This is a genomic window from Frondihabitans sp. PhB161, assembly GCF_003814635.1.
Taxonomy (GTDB): Bacteria; Actinomycetota; Actinomycetes; order Actinomycetales; family Microbacteriaceae; genus Frondihabitans.
Genome location: NZ_RKQW01000004.1, coordinates 274,086 through 294,245 on the forward strand (window position 1 = coordinate 274,086; position 20,160 = coordinate 294,245).

Below are 20,160 nucleotides of genomic sequence, written 5' to 3' on the forward strand. Positions count from 1 at the left end.
GCACCGGGCCGTGCGGCTCAGGCGCCGAGCTTCAGCCAAACGACACCGAGCGGCGGCAGTGTGACCTCGGCCGAGGCCGGGCGTCCGCCCCAGGGGTCGTTGGTCGCCGTGACGCCACCGAAGTTGCCCACACCGGATCCACCGTATTCACCGGCGTCGGTGTTGAGGATCTCGTGCCATTCGCCGGCAACGGGAAGCCCGAGTCGACGGGTGACCGGCTGACCGGAGAAGTTGGCGAGAACGGCCACCTTCGATCCGTCATCGGACTTGCGCAGGAAGGCGACGACACTGTCTTCGCTGAGACCGCCGTCGATCCACTCGAAGCCGTCGGTGTCGAAGTCGTGCTCCCAGAGCGGCTTCTCGGCGCTGTAGACGAGGTTCAGGGTGCGCACGAGTGAGTGCAGGCCCTGGTGCTCGGGCTGGTCGAGCACCCACCAGTCGAGGCCGCGCTGCTCGCTCCACTCCGATTGCTGGCCGAACTCGGAGCCCATGAAGAGCAGCTGCTTGCCCGGGTGGCCCCACATGAAGGCCAGGTAGGCGCGGAGGTTGGCGAGTTTCTGCCACTCGTCTCCTGGCATCTTGCCGATGAGGGAGCCCTTGCCGTGCACGACCTCGTCGTGGCTGATGGGCAGCATGAAGTTCTCACTGAACGCGTAGACGAACGAGAACGTCATCTCGGAGTGGTGGTATCTGCGGTACATCGGGTCTCGCTGGATGTACTCGAGCGAGTCGTGCATCCAGCCCATGTTCCATTTGAGTCCGAAGCCGAGGCCGCCCTCGCTGGTGGGGCGCGTGACGCCGGGCCACGACGTCGACTCCTCGGCGATCATCATGATGCCCGGGCTGCGCTTGTACGCCGTCGCGTTGGCTTCCTGGAGGAACGAGATCGCCTCGAGGTTTTCGCGGCCGCCGAACTTGTTCGGCACCCACTCTCCTTCGTTGCGGGAGTAGTCGAGGTACAGCATGGAGGCCACCGCGTCGACCCGGAGGCCGTCGATGTGGAACTCCTCGAGCCAGTAGAGCGCGTTCGACACCAGGAAGTTGCGCACCTGCGAGTCACCGAAGTTGAACACGAGCGTTCCCCAGTCGGGCTGCTCACCCAGGCGCGGGTCGCTGTGCTCGTAAACGGGCTGACCGTCGAAGTTGGCGAGGGCCCATTCGTCTTTGGGGAAGTGCCCGGGAACCCAGTCCATGATCACGCCGATGCCGGCCTGGTGGAGACGGTCGATCAGGTACCGGAGGTCGTCGGGGGAGCCGAAGCGCGAGGTCGGGGCGTAGTAGCCCGTGACCTGATAACCCCAGGATCCGCCGAACGGGTGCTCGGCCAACGGCATGAACTCGACGTGGGTGAACCCGAGATCGGAGACGTAGCCGATGAGGTGGTCGGCCAATTCGCGGTACGAGAGGCCAGGACGCCAGGATCCGACGTGCAGCTCGTACACACTCATCGGCTGCGTGGACGGTTCGACGCTGGCACGCTTGGCCATCCACTCGGCGTCGGCCCATTCGTGGGCGGCCTTCGTGATGACGGAGCCGGTCGACGGGGGGATCTCGGCCTGCCGTGCCATCGGGTCGGCCCGCTCGACCCAGCGGCCGTCGGCCGTCAGGATCTCGTACTTGTAGGTGCCTTCGGTGAGACCGGGGACGAAGAGCTCCCAGATGCCGTTGCCGTCGAGACGGCGCATGGCGTGCGCGACGCCGTACCAGCCGTTGAAGTCGCCCATGACCCGGACGGCCTGCGCGTGCGGGGCCCAGACGGCGAACGAGGTGCCGAGGGTGCCCTGCTGCTCGCGGACGTGCGAGCCGAAGACCCTCCAGAGCTCTTCGTGGCGTCCTTCGCCGAACAGGTAGAGGTCGAGCTCGCCAACCGTCGGCCAGAACCGGTACGGGTCGTCGGCGACCCAGGGGGCGTCCCCTCCGTCGTACGTCGCCTCGATGCGGTATGCGCCCGGTTCGATGATGGCGAGCGCCTCCCACACGCCGTCGGTGACGTGGCTCATGGAGAGTCGCGCCCCCGTCTCGATGATGAGCGTCACCTGCGAGGCGAGCGGTCGGAGAACGCGAACGAGGACGCCGGCGTCGACGTGGTGCGGCCCGAGCACGGTGTGCGGTCGCGGGTGGCTGCCGACCGAGACGAGGTGCGCCTCGTTCGGGTCGAGGGCGGGGATCACGAGGTTCTGTGTGCTCACGGGTGCCTCCTAGGGCGTGCGGGTGAAGTCGACGGACAGCACATGGGCGGGTTCGACGAACGAGTCGAGGCGAACGTAGTTGTCGTCCGTCCATGTCCAGGTCTGCTGGGTGATGAGGTCGCGGACGGTGAAGGTCGACCCGGGTTCGAGCCCGAGGGCCCGGAGGTCGAGCCGGACGGTGGTCTCGCGGGCCGAGTGCGGGTCGGTGTTGGCCACGACGATGATGGCGTCGGAGCGACCGGAGCGGGTGTGCTTTCCGGCGAGGAACTTCGAGTAGACGAGGATCGCGTCGTCGTCGCTGCCGTGAATCGTCAGGTTGCGCAGTTGACGCAGTGCCGGGTGCTGCCCGCGGATCCTGTTCATTTGGGTCAGGTAGGGCGCGATGCTCGCTCCGGCCTCTTCTTCGGCGGCCCAGTCGCGCGGCTTGAACTCGTATTTCTCGTTGTCGATGTTCTCTTCGGAACCCGGTCGTGCGACGTTCTCGATCAGCTCGTAGCCCGAGTAGACCCCCCAGGTCGGTGAAGCGGTCGCCGCGATCGCTGCACGCACCTTGTAGGCCGGAACCCCGCCGTACTGCAGGTAGGGGGTGAGGATGTCGTGCGTGTTGACGAAGAAGTTGGGTCGGAACCAAGCGGCCGTCTCGTCGGAGAGCTCGGCGAGGTACTCCTCGAGCTCCCACTTCTCGTTGCGCCAGGTGAAGTAGGTGTACGACTGCTGGAAGCCCACCTGAGCGAGTGCCTGCATCATGGCGGGCTTCGTGAACGCTTCGGCCAGGAACACCACCTCGGGGTGGTCTTCGCGGATGTCGCGGAGCAGCCACTCCCAGAAGTGCACCGGCTTCGTGTGCGGGTTGTCGACTCGGAAGATGGTGACCCCGCGGTCGATCCAGAGCCGGACGATGCGGAGGATCTCGGCGCTCAAGCCCTCGTAGTCGTTGTCGAAGTTGAGCGGGTAGATGTCTTGGTACTTCTTCGGCGGGTTCTCGGCGTAGGCGATAGTGCCGTCGGGGAGCGTCGTGAACCACTCGGGGTGCTCTTGCACCCACGGGTGGTCGGGGGAGCACTGCAGAGCGAGGTCGAGGGCCAGCTCGAGCCCGACGTTCTTGGCGGCGCCGACAAACCACTCGAAGTCGGCGACGGTGCCGAGCGCGGGGTCGACGGCATCGTGCCCGCCGTCGGCGCTGCCGATGGCGTAGGGGGACCCTGGGTCGTTGGGGCCGGCCTCGAGGGTGTTGTTCGGCCCCTTGCGGAACGTACGGCCGATCGGGTGCACCGGCGGGATGTAGACCACGTCGAAGCCCATGCGGGCGATTGCGGGAAGGCGACGGGCGGCGGTGCGGAAGGTGCCGCTCGTCCACGAACCGTCGTCGCGGATCTTCGCCCCTTCGCTCCGAGGGAAGAACTCGTACCAGCTGCCCACCGCTGCACGAGTCCGCTCGACTCGGACGTGTTTCTTGGGGCTCGCCGTGACGAGGCTCGCCAGAGGCTGCGCCGCGAGTGCGGCGGCGATGCGGGAGTCGCTCGCGACCCTCATGCGGGCGGTTGCGCTCAGGGAGGCATTGCCGAGGGCCTTCGCCCCGTCGCGGAAGAGAGCGGAGGCGGGATCGCGTTGCGCGGCCCGCTGCAGCAGCTCGGTGCCGAGCGCCAGCATGTTGTCGACGTCTTGCCCGGCGGGCACCTTGATCTCGGCGGCGTGCATCCAGGTCGCCCAGTCGTCGTTCCAGGCCTCGATCCACCACGTGTGGGTGCCCTCGACCTCGAAGAGATGCTCGGTGCTCCACCGGTCAGTGCCCGGGATCCCGAGAATCATCGGCGACCTCGTGACGGCGCCGGTCGGGTCGGCGACGACCAGCGCGGCATCGATGATGTCGTGGCCCTCGCGGAAGACCGTGGCCTCGAAGGGCACGACTTCTCCGACGAAAGCCTTCGTATCGAAGACGTCGTCGGGAGTTCGGGGACTGAGGCCCGCAATGGGGATTCGTCCTGTGGATGTTCCGGCTCTGGATTCTGTTCGCTTCGCCACACCTTGACCGTACCCGGTTCGCCCGGGCCCTGGCCTAGCGGACGCATTCGGGGTACCCCGGTCGATCGGAAGGCGTCTCCCGGACGACGTGGGACAGATGGGAGCAGATGGTGCTGGCCCCCGAACTGGGTGCAGGTCAATCACGAATGAATCGTGTCCGCAGAATGGGGGACCGCTAATGTCGGTCGTGCGCCGAGAAGACCCGAAATCGCTCCGGCACACCCGCTCCGGCTCACCGCCGCGGCACCGCCCGACCGCCAGGACCTCACCCGAATGGGCCCTGTCGGTCGGTGCGGGCGTGCAGTGTGCGTCAGTACCTTGTGGCTACGCGCCGCGACCGGTCTTCTGCTGCAGGCGGTCGATGTGCTCGCTCGCCTCCGCCTTGGTCATGTCGGCCGACAGCTCTTCGCCGGCCTCGCGCGCCAGCGTGTCGAGGTAGCTCTTCTGCGGCCCGGTGATGGGCTCGTCGCCCGTCACCCACTCTTCGGGGTCTTTGGAGGCGGAGTTGCCCGGCTCGGGCTGGGCGCCGCCGAGGGTCTCGCCGGTGGCGGTGTCGGGCGTGGCCTCGGGGGCGTCGGCGGGGGTGGGGGTCTGGTCTTCCGGTGCATCAGTCATGCGGGGAACGGTACGCCGAGCCACCGACACAGCCCGGCATGCGCTGTACCCCGCGGCGGCTGGCGGATCCTCGGCCCCGGTTCTGCTCGCGAATCGGCTCCGTACCAGCCGGTGACAGCTAGGACCGGGCGATCGCGGAGAACGTCGCGTCAGTGGCCCGAGCGAGATCGCTCGGCGTGAGCTCCACGTCGAATCCGCGCCGGCCTCCCGAGACGAACACCGTGTCGAACAGCTCCGCCGTCTCGTCGATCACGGTGCGGAGCCGCGTCTTCTGACCGATCGGGCTGATCCCCCCGACGATGTAGCCGGTTCGGCGCGCAGCAACCGATGGGTCGGCGAGGGCCGCCTTCTTCGCCCCGACCACCGCGGCCAGCGCCTTGAGGTCGAGCTTGCCCGACACCGGCACGACGGCGACGACGAGTGCATCGTCGGCCTGCACGACGAGGGTCTTGAACACGCGGTCTTCGTCGAGCCCGAGCACGGCCGCGGCCTCCTCGCCGAAGTTCGTCACCGTGTCGGCATGCTCGTACGCGTGAGGAGTGAAGACGATCCCGAGGTCACCGAGCAGTGCGGTGGCCGGGGTAGCGGGCGAGGCGGTCACACGACCCGCCAGAGCGTCACCGTCGGCCCCAGGATCCCGTACGACTCCCCGGGCAGCCGCGGCCGCGGGTCGAAGGCGTCGCCGCTCGTCCAGAGCACCTCGTACGATTCGATGTCGCTGTACTCGGGCAGTGTGACGGTCACCGGGCTTTCGGCGCCGTGCACCACGATGAGAACGCGGTTGAACGCCTCGAACTCGGGAGTGGACGCGGCCAGATACAGCAGGGTGCGGTGCGCCGGGTTGCGCCAGTCGTCCGGCTCGAGGGGCCCGCCGTCGGCTCCGAACCAGGTCATGTCGGTGGCACTCGGGGTCACGTCGCCGAAGGTGCCGAAGCGCACGGGGCGAAGCGCCGGGTTCTCGCGCCGGTGCCGGATGAGCGCCTTCGTGTCGGCGAGCAGCGCCTCCCGCTCGTCGTCGAGGTTCCAGTCGACCCACGAGGTCTCGTCGTCGGAGCAGTAGCCGTTGTTGTTACCCCGCTGGGTCCGCCCGATCTCGTCACCCGCGGTGAGCATGGGCACTCCAGCCGACAGGAAGAGCGTCGCGAGCAGGTTGCGCGAGGCTCGCCTTCGGGCGTCGAGGATCCACGGGTTGTCGGTCGGCCCCTCGGCCCCGTGATTGAAGGAGCGGTTGTCGTCGGTGCCGTCGCGGTTGTCTTCGCCGTTGCGGAGGTTGTGCTTCTGGTCGTACGCCACGACGTCGGCGAGCGTGAAGCCATCGTGCGCCGTGATGAAGTTGACGCCCGCGAGCGGACCGCGATCGTGAGCGTAGAGGCCACTCGACCCCGAGAGCTTCGAAGCGAAGGATCCGAGACCGTTCGTGCTGGATCCTGAGCCCCTCGCGTGAGCGATGTCGCGCAGCCAGAACTCTCGAACCCGGTTGCGGAAGCGGTCGTTCCATTCGCTCCAGCCGACAGGGAAGTTGCCGGTCTGCCAGCCGCCGAGGCCGACATCCCACGGCTCGGCGATGAGCCGGACGCCCTCGAGCGCCGGGTCGTCGCGAATGGCCGTCAGCAGCGGGGCATCGGGGGAGAAGACGGCGTCGGGGCCACGACCGAGCGTCGCGGCGAGGTCGAAACGGAAGCCGTCGATCTGCAGGTCGTTCGCCCAGTAGCGGAGAGAGTCGAGCACCAGGCGGGACGCCGCGGGGAGGCTCGTGTCGAGCGTGTTGCCGCACCCGGTGACGTCGATGGGGTTGCCCTCGGCGTCGTGCCGGTAGTAGCTGCCGTCGAGCCCCCGCAGGCTCGTCACCGGGCCGTCTTCGCCCTCTTCTGCGGTGTGGTTGTAGACCACGTCGAGCCAGACCTCGATGCCGGCGGCGTGCAGCAGCTTGACCATGCCCTTGAATTCGCGAAGCACCGCGCTCGGCCCACCGAGCTGAGCGTCGCGGGAGGCGTAGCCGGCGTGGGGCGCGAAATACGACAGCGTGTTGTAGCCCCAGTAGTTCTCGAAGCCCTGAGCGACCAGTCGCTGCTCGTCGACGTGCTGGTGCACCGGCAGGAGCTGCACGGCCGTGACTCCGAGATCGGTCAGATAGGCGATCGTGTTTTCGTGGGCCAGGCCCGCGTAGGTGCCGCGCAGATCGTCGGGGACGAACGGAGCGAGTCGAGTGAGGCCGCGGACGTGGGCCTCGTAGACGACGGTGTGGTCGAGAGGCGTACGCGGCTTCTCGACCCCGCCCCAGTCGAACGACTCATCGACGACGACACCGCGCCACTCACCGCGACCGGTGCGACCGAGCCCTCGGGCGTACGGATCGAGGAGGTTCACCCCCGGATCGAACGGCGTGCGCACCCCGTCGTCACCGACGACCGGGCCGTCGGCGCGCAACCAATAGCGGCGACCGGGCGCGAGGCGAGGATCCGAGCCACTCCAGACCCCGTGCACGTCGCGCGTGAGCGGAACGACGTGCTCGGCGGGGGCATCGTCGATCACGAGGTCGATACCGGTCGCCCGCCCCGACCAGACACGGATCGTCGGACCGTCGGCGGTGACGCGGACGCCGAGATCTCTCAGAGGATCGGCCCGAGCGCTCTCAGCCTCGGCAGAATCGCGCGTCGCGGCATCGCCGCCGTCGCGGGGGAGGAGTTCGACGTCAGACACGCGATCTAGAGTAGTGACCGACGAAGGAGGAGCCTTGCCTGTCTACCTCGACCACGCGGCGACGACCCCCATGCTCCCCGAGGCCATCTCGGCGTACACCGAGGCACTCGGAGCGGTCGGCAATCCCTCGTCCATTCACAGCGCGGGCCAGGGCGCCAAGCGGGTGCTCGAAGAAGCCCGCGAAACCGTGGCCTCCTCGCTCGGCTGCGATCCCATCGAGGTCGTCTTCACCTCGGGCGGCACCGAGAGCGTGAACCTCGCGGTCAAGGGGCTCTGGTGGGCCAGGCAGTCAGAGAGGTCGCGCCCCCGGATCCTCGTCGCCCGAGGAGAGCACCACGCGACCGTCGACACGGTCGAATGGCTCGAACGCTACGAGGGCGCAGTGATCGAGTGGATTCCCCTCGACGCCGAGGGCACGATCGAGATCGAAGCGCTCGCCGCGGCGCTCGAGGCCCACGACGACATCGCCCTCGTCACGTTCCTCTGGGCCAACAACGAGGTGGGCACCCTTGAGCCGGTGCGCGAGATCGTCGCGCTCGCCGGGGCATTCGGCGTTCCGGTGCACTCGGATGCGGTGGCCGCGTACGGGCAGGTGCCCATCGACTTCCGTGCGACCGGTCTGGCGGCGCTCAGCGTCTCGGCGCACAAGGTCGGCGGGCCCATCGGCATCGGTGCTCTCGTGCTCTCGCGCACCGCCACGGTCGTGCCGCTCATCCACGGGGGTGGGCAGCAGCGTCAGGTGCGCTCGGGCACGCAAGACGCCCCCGCGGCGGTCGCCTTCGCCGTCGCGGCCCGTTCGGCGTCGGCCTCGGCCGCCGACCCGTCGCGCTATCAGCGCCTGCGCGACCGCGTGATCGACGGGGTGCGGGCCACCGTGCCGTCGGCCGTACTCCGGGGTGCGCCGATCGACAGGTTGCCGGGCAACGCTCACTTCACTTTCCCCGGGTGCGAGGGCGACTCACTCCTCTTTCTGCTCGACGCTGCCGGCGTCTCGGTGTCGACGGGCTCGGCGTGCCAGGCGGGCATTCCGGAGGCGTCGCACGTGCTTCTCGCGATGGGGCTCGACGACGACGAGGCACGCGGTGCTCTCCGCATCACGGTGGGGCACTCGACGACCGACGCCGACGTCGACGCCTTCCTCGGCGCACTGCCGGAGGCCGTGGCGCGGGCGAGCCGGGCCGGGCTCTCGGCGCGGGTGCCGGCGCTCGGGCACTAGCCGCGCGGTCGGCTGCGCCACGCGCTGCTGCGATTCGCGCTGTCGCGCTCGTGCTGCGTCGCTTACCGTTTCCCGCATCGCTTACCGAATTATCGGTAAGCAATGCAGAAAACGGCTAGCCAATGTCGGCGGCCGGGCGAAGCACGGGCCAGGATCGCCGGTATGCAGATCTATTCGGCAGCTCCGGCCGCCCGCACCCGCCAGATCGCCGGTGATGTCGTGGCCGTCGTCGGCATAGTGCTGTTCGTCGTGCTCGGCGTGGTCGTCGCGGGAGTCATAGCGGCCCTCGCCGACGTCGGCCGGACCGTCGAGAACGCCGGCTCCCGCCTTCGATCAACGCTTGGTGACGCCGCCGAGACGCTCGGGGGAGTGCCCCTCGTCGGTAAATCGGCCAGCGCGCCATTGCAGCAGGCGAGTCAGGTCGGCGACACCTTCGTCGATGCCGGTCAGCGGCAGCAGGAGCTGATCGGGCATCTCAGTCTCACGGCTGGGCTCGTCGTGAGCCTCGTACCGATCGCCGTCATCCTCGTGGTGTGGCTGCGCCCCCGGTTGCGCTTTGTACGGCGGGTGGCCGAGGTTCGCGGGCTCTCGTTGACCGACGGCGGGCTCCAGTTGCTGGCGTTCCGGGCGCTTGCAACCGGCGACTCCGCAGGGTTGCTGCGGCTCAGCCCGAACCCGGTGGCGGCGTGGAGCGCCGGCGACGATCTCGAGCAGCGGCAGCTCGCCGAGTTCGCGCTCCGTGAGGCGGGCGTGCTGCGCTGATCGTCTCCGGCGGCCGGGCGCGTGCGTCGGGCTTGAGTCGGCGTGAGTCGGCGGGTGTTGTGAGGTGTCGGCGGGTGCTGAAGCACCCGCCGACTCTCAAGAACACCCGCCGACTCCGGTCGGGGCGAGGAACACCCGCCGACACCAGGGCGGCCCCGACCGCACTGGCACCGAACGGTAAGCTCGATAACTATGATCGAGCTCGACTTCTCCGACCGGATCGCGGCCCTCCGCTCCACCTTCGCCGACATCAGCGCCGTGATCGGTGTGGAACGTCTCGAGAGCGAGATCGCCGAGCTCGAGCGGCAGGCCTCGGATCCTGATCTCTGGAACGACACCGAGAACGCCCAGCGGGTCACGAGCGATCTCAGCCACCGCAAGTCCGAGCTCGACAAAATCACCACGACCGGTCAGCGTCTCGACGACCTCGAGGTGCTGGTCGAGATGGCCAACGAGGGCGACGACCAGGAGTCAGCTGACGAGGCGCAGGTCGAGCTGAAGAACATCCAGTCGATGATGGACACCCTCGAGATCCAGACGCTGCTCGACGGCGAGTACGACCCCCGGCCCGCCGTTATCACCATCCGCGCGGGGGCGGGCGGCGTCGACGCGGCCGACTTCGCCGACATGCTCCTGCGCATGTACCTGCGCTACGCCGAGCAGCACGGCTTCAAGGTCAGCGTGATGGACACCAGCTACGCCGAAGAGGCCGGAATCAAGTCGGCCACCTTCGAGGTCGACGCTCCCTACGCGTTCGGCACGCTCAGCGTCGAGGCGGGCACGCACCGCCTGGTACGAATGTCGCCGTTCGGTGCGGCGGGCAAGCGCCAGACGAGTTTCGCGGCCGTCGAGGTCATTCCGCTGATGGAAGAGACCGAGTCGATCGACATCCCCGAGAACGACATCCGCGTCGACGTGTTCCGCTCGTCGGGCCCCGGCGGCCAGTCGGTCAACACGACCGACTCGGCGGTTCGCATCACGCACATCCCGACCGGCACGGTCGTCTCGATGCAGAACGAGAAGAGCCAGATCCAGAACCGCGCCGCGGCCATGCGCGTGCTCCAGTCGCGACTCCTCCTCCTGCAGAAAGAAGCCGAGAACGCGAAGAAGAAAGAGCTCGCCGGCACCATTACCGCGAGCTGGGGCGATCAGATCCGCTCGTACGTGCTCGCTCCGTACCAGATGGTCAAAGACCTCCGCAGCGAGTACGAGGTGAACAACCCCTCGAACGTGTTCGACGGCGACCTCGACGGTTTCATCTCGGCCGGCATCCGCTGGCGTAAGCGCTCCGACGACTGAGCCGCAGCGGCAAGGGTTCCTGGGTCGGGCGAGCGTGAGACGCGGGCCCACAGAACCCGACAGAACCGAAGGATCCGCCTGCCGGTTCCTCCCGGCCGCTCCCAGCCAATTGCGAGGCTCGCCGAGGGGGCGCGCCTGCACTGAATCGTCGCTCCCGCCACCTATCGTTGCCCCGTCATGATTCGCTTCGATGAAGTCTCCAAGTTCTATGCCGGCAACCCGCGCCCGGCGCTCAACGGCGTCACCCTCGAAATCCTGAAGGGGGAGTTCGTCTTCCTCGTCGGCGCCTCGGGTTCGGGTAAGTCGAGCTTTCTGCGTCTCGTGCTCAAGGAGGAGAAGCCCTCGAAGGGCCAGATCCACGTGCTCGGCCAGCGGCTCGGCACGCTCTCGAGTCGCAAGGTGCCGTACTTCCGCCGCAACCTCGGGGTCGTCTTCCAAGACTTCCGCCTGCTTCCGCAGAAGTCCGTCTTCGACAACGTCGCGTTCACGCTTCAGGTGATCGGCAAGAGCCGCGGCTACATCCAGGAGGCCGTTCCCGACGTGCTCAAGATGGTCGGGCTTGCCGGCAAGGCTCAGCGCCTTCCGCACGAGCTCTCGGGCGGCGAGCAGCAGCGCGTCGCCATCGCTCGCGCGATCGTCAACCGCCCCGCGATCCTCCTCGCCGACGAGCCGACCGGAAACCTCGACCCCTCGACCAGCGCCGGGATCATGACTCTCCTCGACCGAATCAACGCCTCGGGCACGACCGTGCTCATGGCCACCCACGACGCCGGAATCGTCGACCAGATGCAGCGGCGAGTGATCGAGCTGTCCGGCGGCAACATCATCCGCGACGAGCGCTCGGGCGGGTATCAGACGCAGGCGGTTCCCATTCAGCAGGTCGGCCAGGAGGGGGCGCAGCCGCGCGTGCAGGGCGTTCCGACGCAGACCGTGCCGGCGCCGCGCCTGGATCCTGAATCCGTTGCCCAGCAGTCCGTTCCCGAGTGGGGAGCCGACAAATGAGGCTTCGTCTCGTGCTCAGCGAGGTCGGATCCGGCCTCAAGCGCAACCTCTCGATGGTCATCTCGGTCGTGCTCGTGACGTTCATCTCGCTCACGTTCGTCGGCACGGCGGCGCTGCTGCAGTTGCAGATCAATCAGATGAAGGGCTATTGGTACGACAAGGCGCAGGTCGCCGTGTACCTCTGCACCGACACCGACACCACCGGAAACTGCACGGGCGCCAAAGCGACGACCGCGCAGAAAGACCAGGTCGAAGCCCAGCTGCAGTCGTCGACGCTGAAGCCGTACATTCAGAAGTCGTACTTCGAGACGCAGCAGGATGCCTACGACCGCTTCAAGAAGCAGTTTGCCGACAGCCCCGCGACCGAGTTCGTGCAGCCGTCGTACCTGAACGAGACCTTCTGGGTGAACCTCAAGGATCCCTCGCAGTCCGACATCCTGATCGAGAGCCTTTCCAACCAGGCGGGCGTGCAGAGCGTCGTCGATCAGCGTGGCTATCTCCAGCCGATCTTCTCGGTGCTGAACGCCGCGTCGTACACGGCGATCGGCATAGCCGTCCTGATGCTGATCGCGGCCGTCTTGCTCATTGCCACGACGATTCGCCTGTCGGCGTTCAGCAGGCGGCGGGAGCTCGGCATCATGCGGCTGGTGGGGGCGTCGAACCGGTTCATTCAGACGCCCTTCATCCTCGAGGGCGTGATCGCGGCGCTCGTGGGCTCGGTGTTGGCGGGCGGGGCCATGATCCTGATCGTGAAGGTGTTCGTGCGTGGGTACCTTGCCGAGAACTTCGCGTCGACGCCGTTCGTCACGATGGGCGACACCTACGTGGTTGTGCCGCTGCTGATCGTGATCGGTGCTGCGCTGGCAGCTCTCTCGGCAGGCGTCGCGATCCGCCGCTACCTCAAGGTGTAGCTGCCCACTTTCCGAATTTGAAGGAGATCCTGCCCGGCAGCTACGACTTTCTCCGGATCGGGCGGGGTCGCTGCCGGGTTTCTCCTTCGAATTTGCACAGGCCCGGTCGGTCGGGGAGAACGTCGGTGGGCGCATATACTGTAAGGCTGCGCTCGAAAGCCGGGTGCAGGATCCTGCCCGACGTATCTCGAAGGAGACGACCATGGCAACCGACTCTTCTTCCAGACCCATCTCGAAAAAAGGCGTGTCCGATCGCGACCGCGGCGAGAAAGTGGTCGCGAGCAACCGCCGTGCGCGCCACGACTACCTCATCGACGACACCTACGAGGCCGGCATCGTGCTCTGGGGCACCGAGGTCAAGGCATTACGTCAGGGCCGAGCCTCGCTGATCGATGGCTACGCCTTCATCGAGGGGGGCGAGATCTGGCTCGACGCCGTGCACATCCCCGAATACACCGAGGGCACCTGGAACAACCATGCGCCCCGGCGCAAGCGCAAGCTGCTGATGCACAAGCAGCAGATCATCAAGATCAGCCACAAGACGAAAGAGGGCGGTTACACGATCGTTCCTCTTCGTATCTACTTCGCCGATGGCCGGGCCAAGGTCGAGATCGCGGTCGCCAAAGGCAAGCGCGAGTACGACAAGCGCCAGACCCTGCGCGAACGGACCGACCGACGCGAGGCCGACCGGGCCATGTCGGCTCGACGGAACATGGGCGACTGACGTAGACTGAGTTCTCTGCCGAAGACCAAGCAACCTGCCGATCATTGGCAAGCTGCCTTCTGGCAAAACGAACCGCGACAACTCCACAGAGCACGACAGAGACCCACTCGAGGGGATGATCGGTTTCGACATCGCCTGTATGCGAACGAGAAGCGGGTCGAGGATCCAGGGTTATCTCGTAAACGATCTCTGGAAAACAATAAGTGCCAATAAATCGCGCACTGACTTCGCTCTCGCTGCGTAAGCAGTAGAGCCACATAAGTCCGTCAGACCGGAGACCGCCTTCTATCCGGAGCCTGACGTCATCTAGAGGGCTTGCTGTGTCACTACGCCAGAGGGTGACACGGGACTCAAACTCGGGCTGGGCTCGTCCACCTAGATGCCGGTAGCAAAGGTGGGGGCCAAGTAGAACGACTCATCCGGCTACACCCGTAGAAGGCGTTCAATCTCAGCGATGGACGGGGGTTCAATTCCCCCCATCTCCACCATCGGTCTCTGTCGTGCTCCGTGAATGTCTCCGGATCCGAGAAGGGCGTCCCACACGGGCGCCCTTTCTTTGTGCGCTCTACGCAGGTTCTGCGGGGTTTCTGATCGAGTGCTGTCAGGATTGCGGCATGCTCCTCGACCCTCAGGCCCTCCTCGAAAACCTCGGCCCCTGGGCCCTCGCCGGCCTCTCTCTCATCATCTTCATCGAGTCGGGTGTTCTTTTCCCCTTTCTGCCGGGCGACAGCCTTCTCGTCACGGCTGGCCTCCTGCACGACAAGCTCGGCCTCGCCGTCGCGACGATCGCCATCTGTGCATTCGTCGCCGCGTTCCTCGGCGATCAGGTCGGCTACTTCCTGGGGAGTCGATTCGGGAGGCGTCTCTTCAAGCCGAACGCCCGGATCCTGAAGACCGAATACCTCGAGCGTGCCGAAGTCTTCTTCGCTCGCTACGGCGGACCGGCGCTGATCCTCGGGCGGTTCGTGCCGATCGTGCGCACCTACGTGCCCCTCGCTGCCGGAACGAGCCGGTACAAGTACCCCAAATTCTTGCTCTTCAATGTGATCGGCGCGTTCCTCTGGGCGGTGGGCCTCACCGTGATCGGCTCGCTGCTGAGCGGGTTCCCGTTCATCACGGAGCACATCGACATTCTGGCCATCGTGATCGTGGTGATCTCGGTCGGCCCGATCGTGGTGCACGCGCTGATCGAGCGGCGTCGGGCGAAGAGGGTCGGTGGTGCGGGTGCGGGTGGAGGTGCCGGTACCGGTGCGGGTGCGGGTGCTAGTGCCGCCCCGTCCTCGGACGGCCCGTCGGTGGAGTCCCGCCCCGAGGTTTAGCCCGGCCGGGGGTGCGAGTGGGTGAGGCACCCCGGGTTGGCCAAATAACCCCCGGATGCCGCGCCCGATCTGGCCAGGCGGGGGTGCGTCAGCACCGCTGAGGGGACGTGAACCCCCGTGCGGGCCGAGGAACCCCCGTGCGGCGGGGGAAAATGCCCGGCCGGGGGTGCAAGTGGGTGAGGCACCCCGGGTTGGCCAGATAACCCCCGGATGCCGGGCCCGATGTGGCCAGGCGGGGGTGCGTCACCGCCGCAAACAGATCAGGTGAGCGGAGCAGGCCCGGTCGGCAGCGTCCTGGGCGCTCCGAACCTCCAGCTCATCAGCGTGGCGGTGGTCGACGTGAGGGTCACACGGAGTCACTCGGGGACAGCGACTGCGACTGCGGTACCGGCGCCACGGCGGCGACCACGGCATCGTGCAGCCGGCCGTTCGTGGCCAGGGCGCTTCCGTGCCAGATTCCGTCGCCGCCGTCGATGCCTCCGAAGCGCCCGCCGGCCTCGGTCACGATCGGGTAGAGGGCCGCCATGTCGTACGGTTGCAGGTCGAATTCGCCCGAGATGTCGATGGCGCCCTCGGCGACGAGCATGTACGACCAGAAATCGCCGTAGGCACGCGTGCGCCACACCTGGTCGGCCAGCGCGAGAAGGTTGTCGACCCGCCCCGCCTTCATCCAGTATTGCAAGCCGTTGTAGCTGAGCGACGCGTCGGCAAGAGAATCGATCTCAGACACTCGCAGGGGAGTGGCGGCCTTGCCGATGTCAGAACCGAAGGATCCGGCTCCCGCCGACCCCCACCACCGTCTGCCGAGCGCCGGCGCACTGACCACCCCGACCACGGGCACGCCGTCCACGACGAGCGAGATCAGCGCGGCCCAGATCGGCACGCCGCGGAGGAAGTTCGCGGTGCCGTCGATTGGATCGACGATCCACTGCCTCGTGCTCTCGCCGGCGCGGCCGGACTCCTCGCCGTAGAAGGCGTCGTCGGGCCGCTCGGCCTCGAGTCGAGCCCGAATCGCACGCTCGACAGCCTTGTCGGCGTCGGTGACGTGGGTGTGGTCGGCCTTCAGCGAGACGTCGAGGTCGGCCGCCCGGTAGCGAGCGAGCGCAATGGCGTCGGCCTCGTCTGCGAGGAGGAGCGCGAGGGCGAGGTCGGCTGAGTGATCGGGGGCGGTGTCGTCTTCGTGGGCCACCCGATCAGCGTATCGGTCGCGGTCTGCGTGCGGCGGGCCCGGTTGCAGTGGGCGGATGTTGTGAGGTGTGGGCGGGTGCTGCAGCACCCGCCGACTCTCGAGAACACCCGCCGACTCCGCCAGAACCGACACTCGGGGCTACTACGCCCCGCGGTTGCCGAGCAGCGTCTGCAGCGATTCGAGTCGCTCGCGGCCGATGTCGCCGAGCTCGCCGGCCTCGACGCGGTCGATGATCTCCCAGTCGTGGGCCTCGGTCAGGGGAATGCCGCCCGGGGGCTCGTATCCCTCGGGGAACACCGCGTGCGACGCGAACGATCGGAGGATGTTCTCGGGGTTTACGTGGCCGAGCCCGAACGATCGCACACCGGGTGTGTCGACGATCCAGCCACCCGAGGGCACCTTGAACGACACGGTCGACGACGATGTGTGGCGCCCGCGGCCGGTCACGGTGTTCACGACGCCGACCGCGCGCTTCGAGCCGGTGAGCGCGTTGACCAGGGTCGATTTGCCGACACCGGAGTGCCCCACGGTCACCGTCACGTGATCGTCGAGAACGGAGCGGAGCGTGTCGAGCTCGGATCCCGAGAACTGGGTCGACGACGTCGTCAGGATCCTGAGATCCAGGCAGGAGAAGTGCGCGGCGAACGGCTCAGGATCCGCGAGGTCGGTTTTCGTGATCACCAGGATCGGTTCGACACCCGCATCGAATGCCGCCACGAGGTAGCGGTCGACCAGACGGGGACGCGGCTCCGGGTCGGCGGCGGCCACGACGATGAGCATCTGGTCGGCATTGGCCACGATCACCCGCTCGACGGCGTCGGTGTCGTCGGCACTGCGGCGGAGCAGCGTCGTGCGCTCCTGCACCCGGACGATGCGTGCAAGAGAGCCCTCGGCCCCGCTCGTGTCGCCGACGACGTCGACCCGGTCGCCCGTCACGACGGCCTTCTTGCCGAGCTCGCGGGCCCGGGCAGTCGTGATCTCGCGCTCGTCCGGGGTGCCGGCGTCCATCAGCACGCCGTAGCGACCTCGATCGACAGTCCAGACGACTCCTGGAACGGCCTGGTCGTAGGCCGGGCGCTGCTTCGTGCGGGGGCGGTTGGCTTTGGGGTTGGGGCGGATCCGGATCGACGACTCGTCGTACTCGGAGTACTCCTCATCGACGGGCTCCTCGCCGTCGGACCACCAGCTCACAGTCTGCAGCCCATCACAGGAACCCGAGCAGACTCGTGTCGGCCGGGGTCACGTCGACCTTCCTGCCGAGCAGCTCGACCCAGAGATCGACGAACTGCGGAAGCGTCTTCGAGACGACGCGCACGTCGTCGACTTCCACGTTCGGCACGGCGAGACCGATGATGGCGGCGGCGTGGGCCATGCGGTGGTCGCCGTAGGTCTTCCACTGGCCGGAGTGAAGCGGGGAGGGCTCGAGGTGAATGCCATCGTCGAGCTCGGTCGCGTTGCCTCCGAGCCCGTTGATCTCGGTGACGAGGGCTGCGAGGCGATCCGTCTCGTGCCCTCGCAGGTGGCCGATACCGGTGATCGTGCTGGGGCCCGAGGCGAGGGCGGCGAGAGCGACGAGGGCGGGGGCCAGTTCGCCACCGCGCGACAGGTCGAGGTCGATGCCCGGCAGCGAGCCTCCGCCGATGAGACCGGAGCCGCCGTCGATGGTCAGCGTGTCGCCGTCGCGGGTGACCGTGGCACCCCAGAGCGGCAGGAGCTCTTCAAGGTCGGCTCCGACCTGCGTGGTCTCGGTCGGCCAGTGCCGAATCGACACGCGGCCACCGGCGACGAGCGCGGCCACGAGGAACGGCGCAGCGTTTGAGAGGTCGGGCTCGATCGTGACGTCGCGGCCGCTGATCGGTGTGGCCGGCACGATCCAGACTCCGGGTTCGGGCGACTCGACGGCAACGCCCCGCGAGGCGAGGGCGTCGATCGTCATCTCGATGTGGGGAAGGCTCGGCAGCTTCTCGCCGGTGTGCCGCAGCGTGATACCCGCGTCGAAGCGCGGGGCCGACAGAAGAAGGCCCGACACGAACTGACTGGAGGCGGACGCGTCGATGGACACCTCCGACCGGTCGATTCGACCGGTGCCGTAGAGGCTGAAGGGCAGAGTGCCACGGCCGTCGTCGCTGACATCCACCCCGAGGGCCCGCAGCGACTCGATCGTGGTGCGCATGGGGCGGCGTCGGGCGGCTTCGTCGCCGTCGAAGGTGACCGGCCCGGTGGCGAGGGCTGCGACGGGCGGAAGAAACCGCATTACAGTGCCCGCGAGTCCGCACTCGATCGACGTGCCGCCGGTCAGCTCGCCCGGCGTGACCAGAAGGTCGGGGCCGTATGGTTCGCCGTTGTCGCGCTCCTCGATGGTCACGCCGAGTGCTCGAAGGGCGTCGATCATGAGGGCTGAGTCGCGGGAGTGAAGGGGCAGGCGCAGAAGCGAAGGATCCGACGCGAGCGCCGACAGCACCAGCTCGCGATTCGTGAGTGACTTCGAGCCGGGCAGGCTCAGTGTCGAGGTCACGGGGCCGGTCGCCGACGGCGCGACCCAGAATCCCTCGTCGAGCAGCGGCTTGTCTTTCGACTCGCGATCGCTGTCGCCGTACGGGTTGAAATCGGGCTCGGAATACCTGAATACCTGCATCGGTTGTCAAGGGTAATGCACCGTGATGAAGGAGGACCCATGGCAGCTACGAGCACTCTCGATGCCCCCCGGGTCGCCGAACTAGAATTGGCTCTGATGAGCACCCCCGACGGCACCGCCGACACCAGCACCTCGCCGAGCGACACCCCCGACCAGACCGTCGACGTTCGCGCCCTGTTCGAAGAGCAGGCGCTCCCGTTCATGGATCAGCTCTATGCGGCAGGCATGCGGATGACGCGCAACCCGTCTGACGCCGCCGACCTCGTGCAAGAGACCTACGTGAAGGCGTTCGCCGCGTTCGGGCAGTTCACGCAGGGCACGAATCTGAAGGCGTGGCTGTACCGGATCCTTACGAACACCTTCATCAACACGTACCGCAAGAAGCAGCGCGACCCCTACCAGGGCACGATCGACGAACTCGAAGACTGGCAGATGGGCGGCGCGACCAGCGCCACGCTTAGCTCGACGTCACGCTCCGCCGAAGCAGAGGCCATCGACCACCTTCCCGACAGTGCCGTGAAAGACGCGCTGCAGAAGGTTCCCGAAGACTTCCGACTCGCGGTCTACCTGGCTGACGTCGAAGGATTCTCGTACCAAGAGATCGCCGACATCATGAAGACCCCGGTCGGCACCGTCATGAGCCGTCTGCACCGCGGTCGACGCCTGCTGCGCGAGCTCCTGGGCGACTACGCCCGCGAGCGTGGCATCGTCGTTCCCCCCTCCACCTCGAAGACCCCATCGAAAGGCAGCACGAAATGACCGACTGCGGCTGCGACAAAGCCAAGGCGGAGCTCGAGGAGTACCTGCACAACGAGCTCGCGCGCGACGACGCACACGACATCCGAGAGCACATGGCCGGCTGTGCCGACTGCTCCAGTGAATTCCACGTCAACGTGGTCATGACGGAGGCCGTGCAGCGAGCCTGCAAAGAGACGGCCCCCGAAGACCTCCGGTTGATGGTGCTGGCGAAGATCAGAGACCTCCAGGCGCACTAGTCGTTCGGGTGGCGTAACGGTGGTGCCGGATCCTGTAGTTTCGGGTCATGAACGCCACCGTGGAGACGCTCGGCACGCCCAGCACTGACGACCTCGACGACCTCGTCGCACTGATCCGTTCGCTCGGTTACTCGCTCGAGACGACCGACCTTTCGGCGAGGCTCACGCATCTTTCGCTCGAGGCGGGCCATGAGACGTGGGTGGTCCGCGATGGCGCTGGACGGATCAGCGCCGTCGCTGGGGCGCACGTCATGTGGGCCTACAACTCCGATGCACCGACCGCGCAGCTCTTGCTCCTGGTCGTCCGGCCTGATGTGCGCCGCGACGGACTCGGGTCACAGCTGCTTACGCACTTCGAGACCTGGGCCGGATCGCACTCGGCCTCGCAGCTCTCGGCGGTCTCGGCCGCTGCTACCGATTCGGCGCATCGCTTCTATCAGAAGCGCGGTTACCACGAGTCGGGCACGCGGTACACCAAGCTCGGCTGACGCCCGGGCCGCTGCCTCCCGGGTGCGGCTTGTCTGACGACGCGGCCTGCCTCCGAATTCGAAGGAGATTTCGCTCGGCTCCTACGCGGACATC

18 protein-coding genes and 1 other RNA gene are annotated in these 20,160 nt (G+C 67.3%); 11 read left to right on the forward strand and 8 right to left on the reverse strand.

Annotated features, from left to right (window positions below; all coding sequences use genetic code 11):
• Positions 1 to 17 precede the first annotated feature (17 nt).
• The 5 genes from glgB to glgX all read right to left on the reverse strand — a co-directional run bounded on the left by glgB (position 18) and on the right by glgX (position 7,439).
• The gene (glgB, locus tag EDF39_RS16010) at positions 18 to 2,189 is read right to left on the reverse strand and encodes a 1,4-alpha-glucan branching protein GlgB (protein ID WP_123944663.1); all 2,172 of its coding nucleotides are present in this window, start codon (positions 2,187 to 2,189) and stop codon (positions 18 to 20) included.
• A gap of 9 nt (positions 2,190 to 2,198) precedes the next feature.
• Positions 2,199 to 4,211, reverse strand: coding sequence for an alpha-1,4-glucan--maltose-1-phosphate maltosyltransferase (locus tag EDF39_RS16015; protein ID WP_304999873.1), 2,013 nt, complete (start codon positions 4,209 to 4,211; stop codon positions 2,199 to 2,201).
• Positions 4,212 to 4,535: 324 nt separating this feature from the next.
• A complete protein-coding gene (locus tag EDF39_RS16020; protein ID WP_123944665.1) occupies positions 4,536 to 4,826 on the reverse strand; it encodes a DUF3072 domain-containing protein in 291 nt (96 codons plus the stop codon).
• 118 nt (positions 4,827 to 4,944) lie between these two features.
• Positions 4,945 to 5,427, reverse strand: a complete 483-nt coding sequence (gene ybaK / locus EDF39_RS16025; protein WP_123944667.1) for a Cys-tRNA(Pro) deacylase — start codon at positions 5,425 to 5,427, stop codon at positions 4,945 to 4,947.
• The gene (glgX, locus tag EDF39_RS16030) at positions 5,424 to 7,439 is read right to left on the reverse strand and encodes a glycogen debranching protein GlgX (RefSeq protein WP_370275201.1); all 2,016 of its coding nucleotides are present in this window, start codon (positions 7,437 to 7,439) and stop codon (positions 5,424 to 5,426) included. Before glgX ends, ybaK begins: the two co-directional genes overlap by 4 nt.
• Before the next feature lie 121 nt (positions 7,440 to 7,560).
• Here glgX and EDF39_RS16035 point away from each other — a divergent pair, with 121 nt between their 5' ends.
• The 8 genes from EDF39_RS16035 (at position 7,561) to EDF39_RS16070 (ending at position 14,759) form a co-directional block, all read left to right on the forward strand.
• Positions 7,561 to 8,742 (forward strand): cysteine desulfurase family protein, encoded by a 1,182-nt coding sequence (locus EDF39_RS16035; RefSeq protein WP_123944671.1) that lies wholly within the window; start codon positions 7,561 to 7,563, stop codon positions 8,740 to 8,742.
• A 162-nt stretch (positions 8,743 to 8,904) separates the two neighbouring features.
• Complete coding sequence (locus tag EDF39_RS16040) at positions 8,905 to 9,504, forward strand: hypothetical protein (protein WP_123944673.1); 600 nt, start codon at positions 8,905 to 8,907, stop codon at positions 9,502 to 9,504.
• Between the two features lie 192 nt (positions 9,505 to 9,696).
• Entirely contained in the window at positions 9,697 to 10,803 is a 1,107-nt protein-coding gene (gene prfB / locus EDF39_RS16045; RefSeq protein ID WP_123944675.1) for a peptide chain release factor 2, read from the forward strand.
• A gap of 177 nt (positions 10,804 to 10,980) precedes the next feature.
• The gene (gene ftsE / locus EDF39_RS16050) at positions 10,981 to 11,805 is read left to right on the forward strand and encodes a cell division ATP-binding protein FtsE (protein ID WP_084815901.1); all 825 of its coding nucleotides are present in this window, start codon (positions 10,981 to 10,983) and stop codon (positions 11,803 to 11,805) included.
• Entirely contained in the window at positions 11,802 to 12,716 is a 915-nt protein-coding gene (gene ftsX, locus EDF39_RS16055; RefSeq protein ID WP_123944677.1) for a permease-like cell division protein FtsX, read from the forward strand. The genes ftsE and ftsX overlap by 4 nt, the downstream gene beginning before the upstream one ends.
• 202 nt (positions 12,717 to 12,918) lie before the next feature.
• Complete coding sequence (smpB, locus tag EDF39_RS16060) at positions 12,919 to 13,440, forward strand: SsrA-binding protein SmpB (protein WP_055958703.1); 522 nt, start codon at positions 12,919 to 12,921, stop codon at positions 13,438 to 13,440.
• Positions 13,441 to 13,551: 111 nt separating this feature from the next.
• Positions 13,552 to 13,928, forward strand: a transfer-messenger RNA (tmRNA) gene (ssrA, locus tag EDF39_RS16065).
• A 126-nt stretch (positions 13,929 to 14,054) separates the two neighbouring features.
• Complete coding sequence (locus EDF39_RS16070) at positions 14,055 to 14,759, forward strand: DedA family protein (RefSeq protein WP_123944679.1); 705 nt, start codon at positions 14,055 to 14,057, stop codon at positions 14,757 to 14,759.
• 346 nt (positions 14,760 to 15,105) lie between these two features.
• On the opposite strand, the gene EDF39_RS16075 is transcribed toward EDF39_RS16070, so the two are convergent.
• The 3 genes from EDF39_RS16075 to aroA all read right to left on the reverse strand — a co-directional run bounded on the left by EDF39_RS16075 (position 15,106) and on the right by aroA (position 18,583).
• The gene (locus EDF39_RS16075) at positions 15,106 to 15,948 is read right to left on the reverse strand and encodes an inositol monophosphatase family protein (RefSeq protein WP_123944681.1); all 843 of its coding nucleotides are present in this window, start codon (positions 15,946 to 15,948) and stop codon (positions 15,106 to 15,108) included.
• A 141-nt stretch (positions 15,949 to 16,089) separates the two neighbouring features.
• Positions 16,090 to 17,139: a ribosome small subunit-dependent GTPase A gene (gene rsgA / locus EDF39_RS16080; RefSeq protein ID WP_123944683.1), complete on the reverse strand. Its 1,050-nt coding sequence runs from the start codon at positions 17,137 to 17,139 to the stop codon at positions 16,090 to 16,092.
• A gap of 13 nt (positions 17,140 to 17,152) precedes the next feature.
• Positions 17,153 to 18,583 (reverse strand): 3-phosphoshikimate 1-carboxyvinyltransferase, encoded by a 1,431-nt coding sequence (gene aroA / locus EDF39_RS16085; RefSeq protein ID WP_123944685.1) that lies wholly within the window; start codon positions 18,581 to 18,583, stop codon positions 17,153 to 17,155.
• 96 nt (positions 18,584 to 18,679) lie between these two features.
• Between aroA and EDF39_RS16090 the strand changes: the two genes are divergently transcribed.
• From EDF39_RS16090 to EDF39_RS16100, 3 genes are read left to right on the forward strand one after another with little or no spacing between them, the layout of a single operon-like run.
• Positions 18,680 to 19,342: a sigma-70 family RNA polymerase sigma factor gene (locus EDF39_RS16090; RefSeq protein ID WP_194604827.1), complete on the forward strand. Its 663-nt coding sequence runs from the start codon at positions 18,680 to 18,682 to the stop codon at positions 19,340 to 19,342.
• Positions 19,339 to 19,578 (forward strand): anti-sigma factor, encoded by a 240-nt coding sequence (locus EDF39_RS16095; RefSeq protein WP_055958685.1) that lies wholly within the window; start codon positions 19,339 to 19,341, stop codon positions 19,576 to 19,578. The genes EDF39_RS16090 and EDF39_RS16095 overlap by 4 nt, the downstream gene beginning before the upstream one ends.
• A gap of 47 nt (positions 19,579 to 19,625) precedes the next feature.
• A complete protein-coding gene (locus EDF39_RS16100; protein ID WP_123944689.1) occupies positions 19,626 to 20,066 on the forward strand; it encodes a GNAT family N-acetyltransferase in 441 nt (146 codons plus the stop codon).
• Positions 20,067 to 20,160 lie beyond the last annotated feature (94 nt).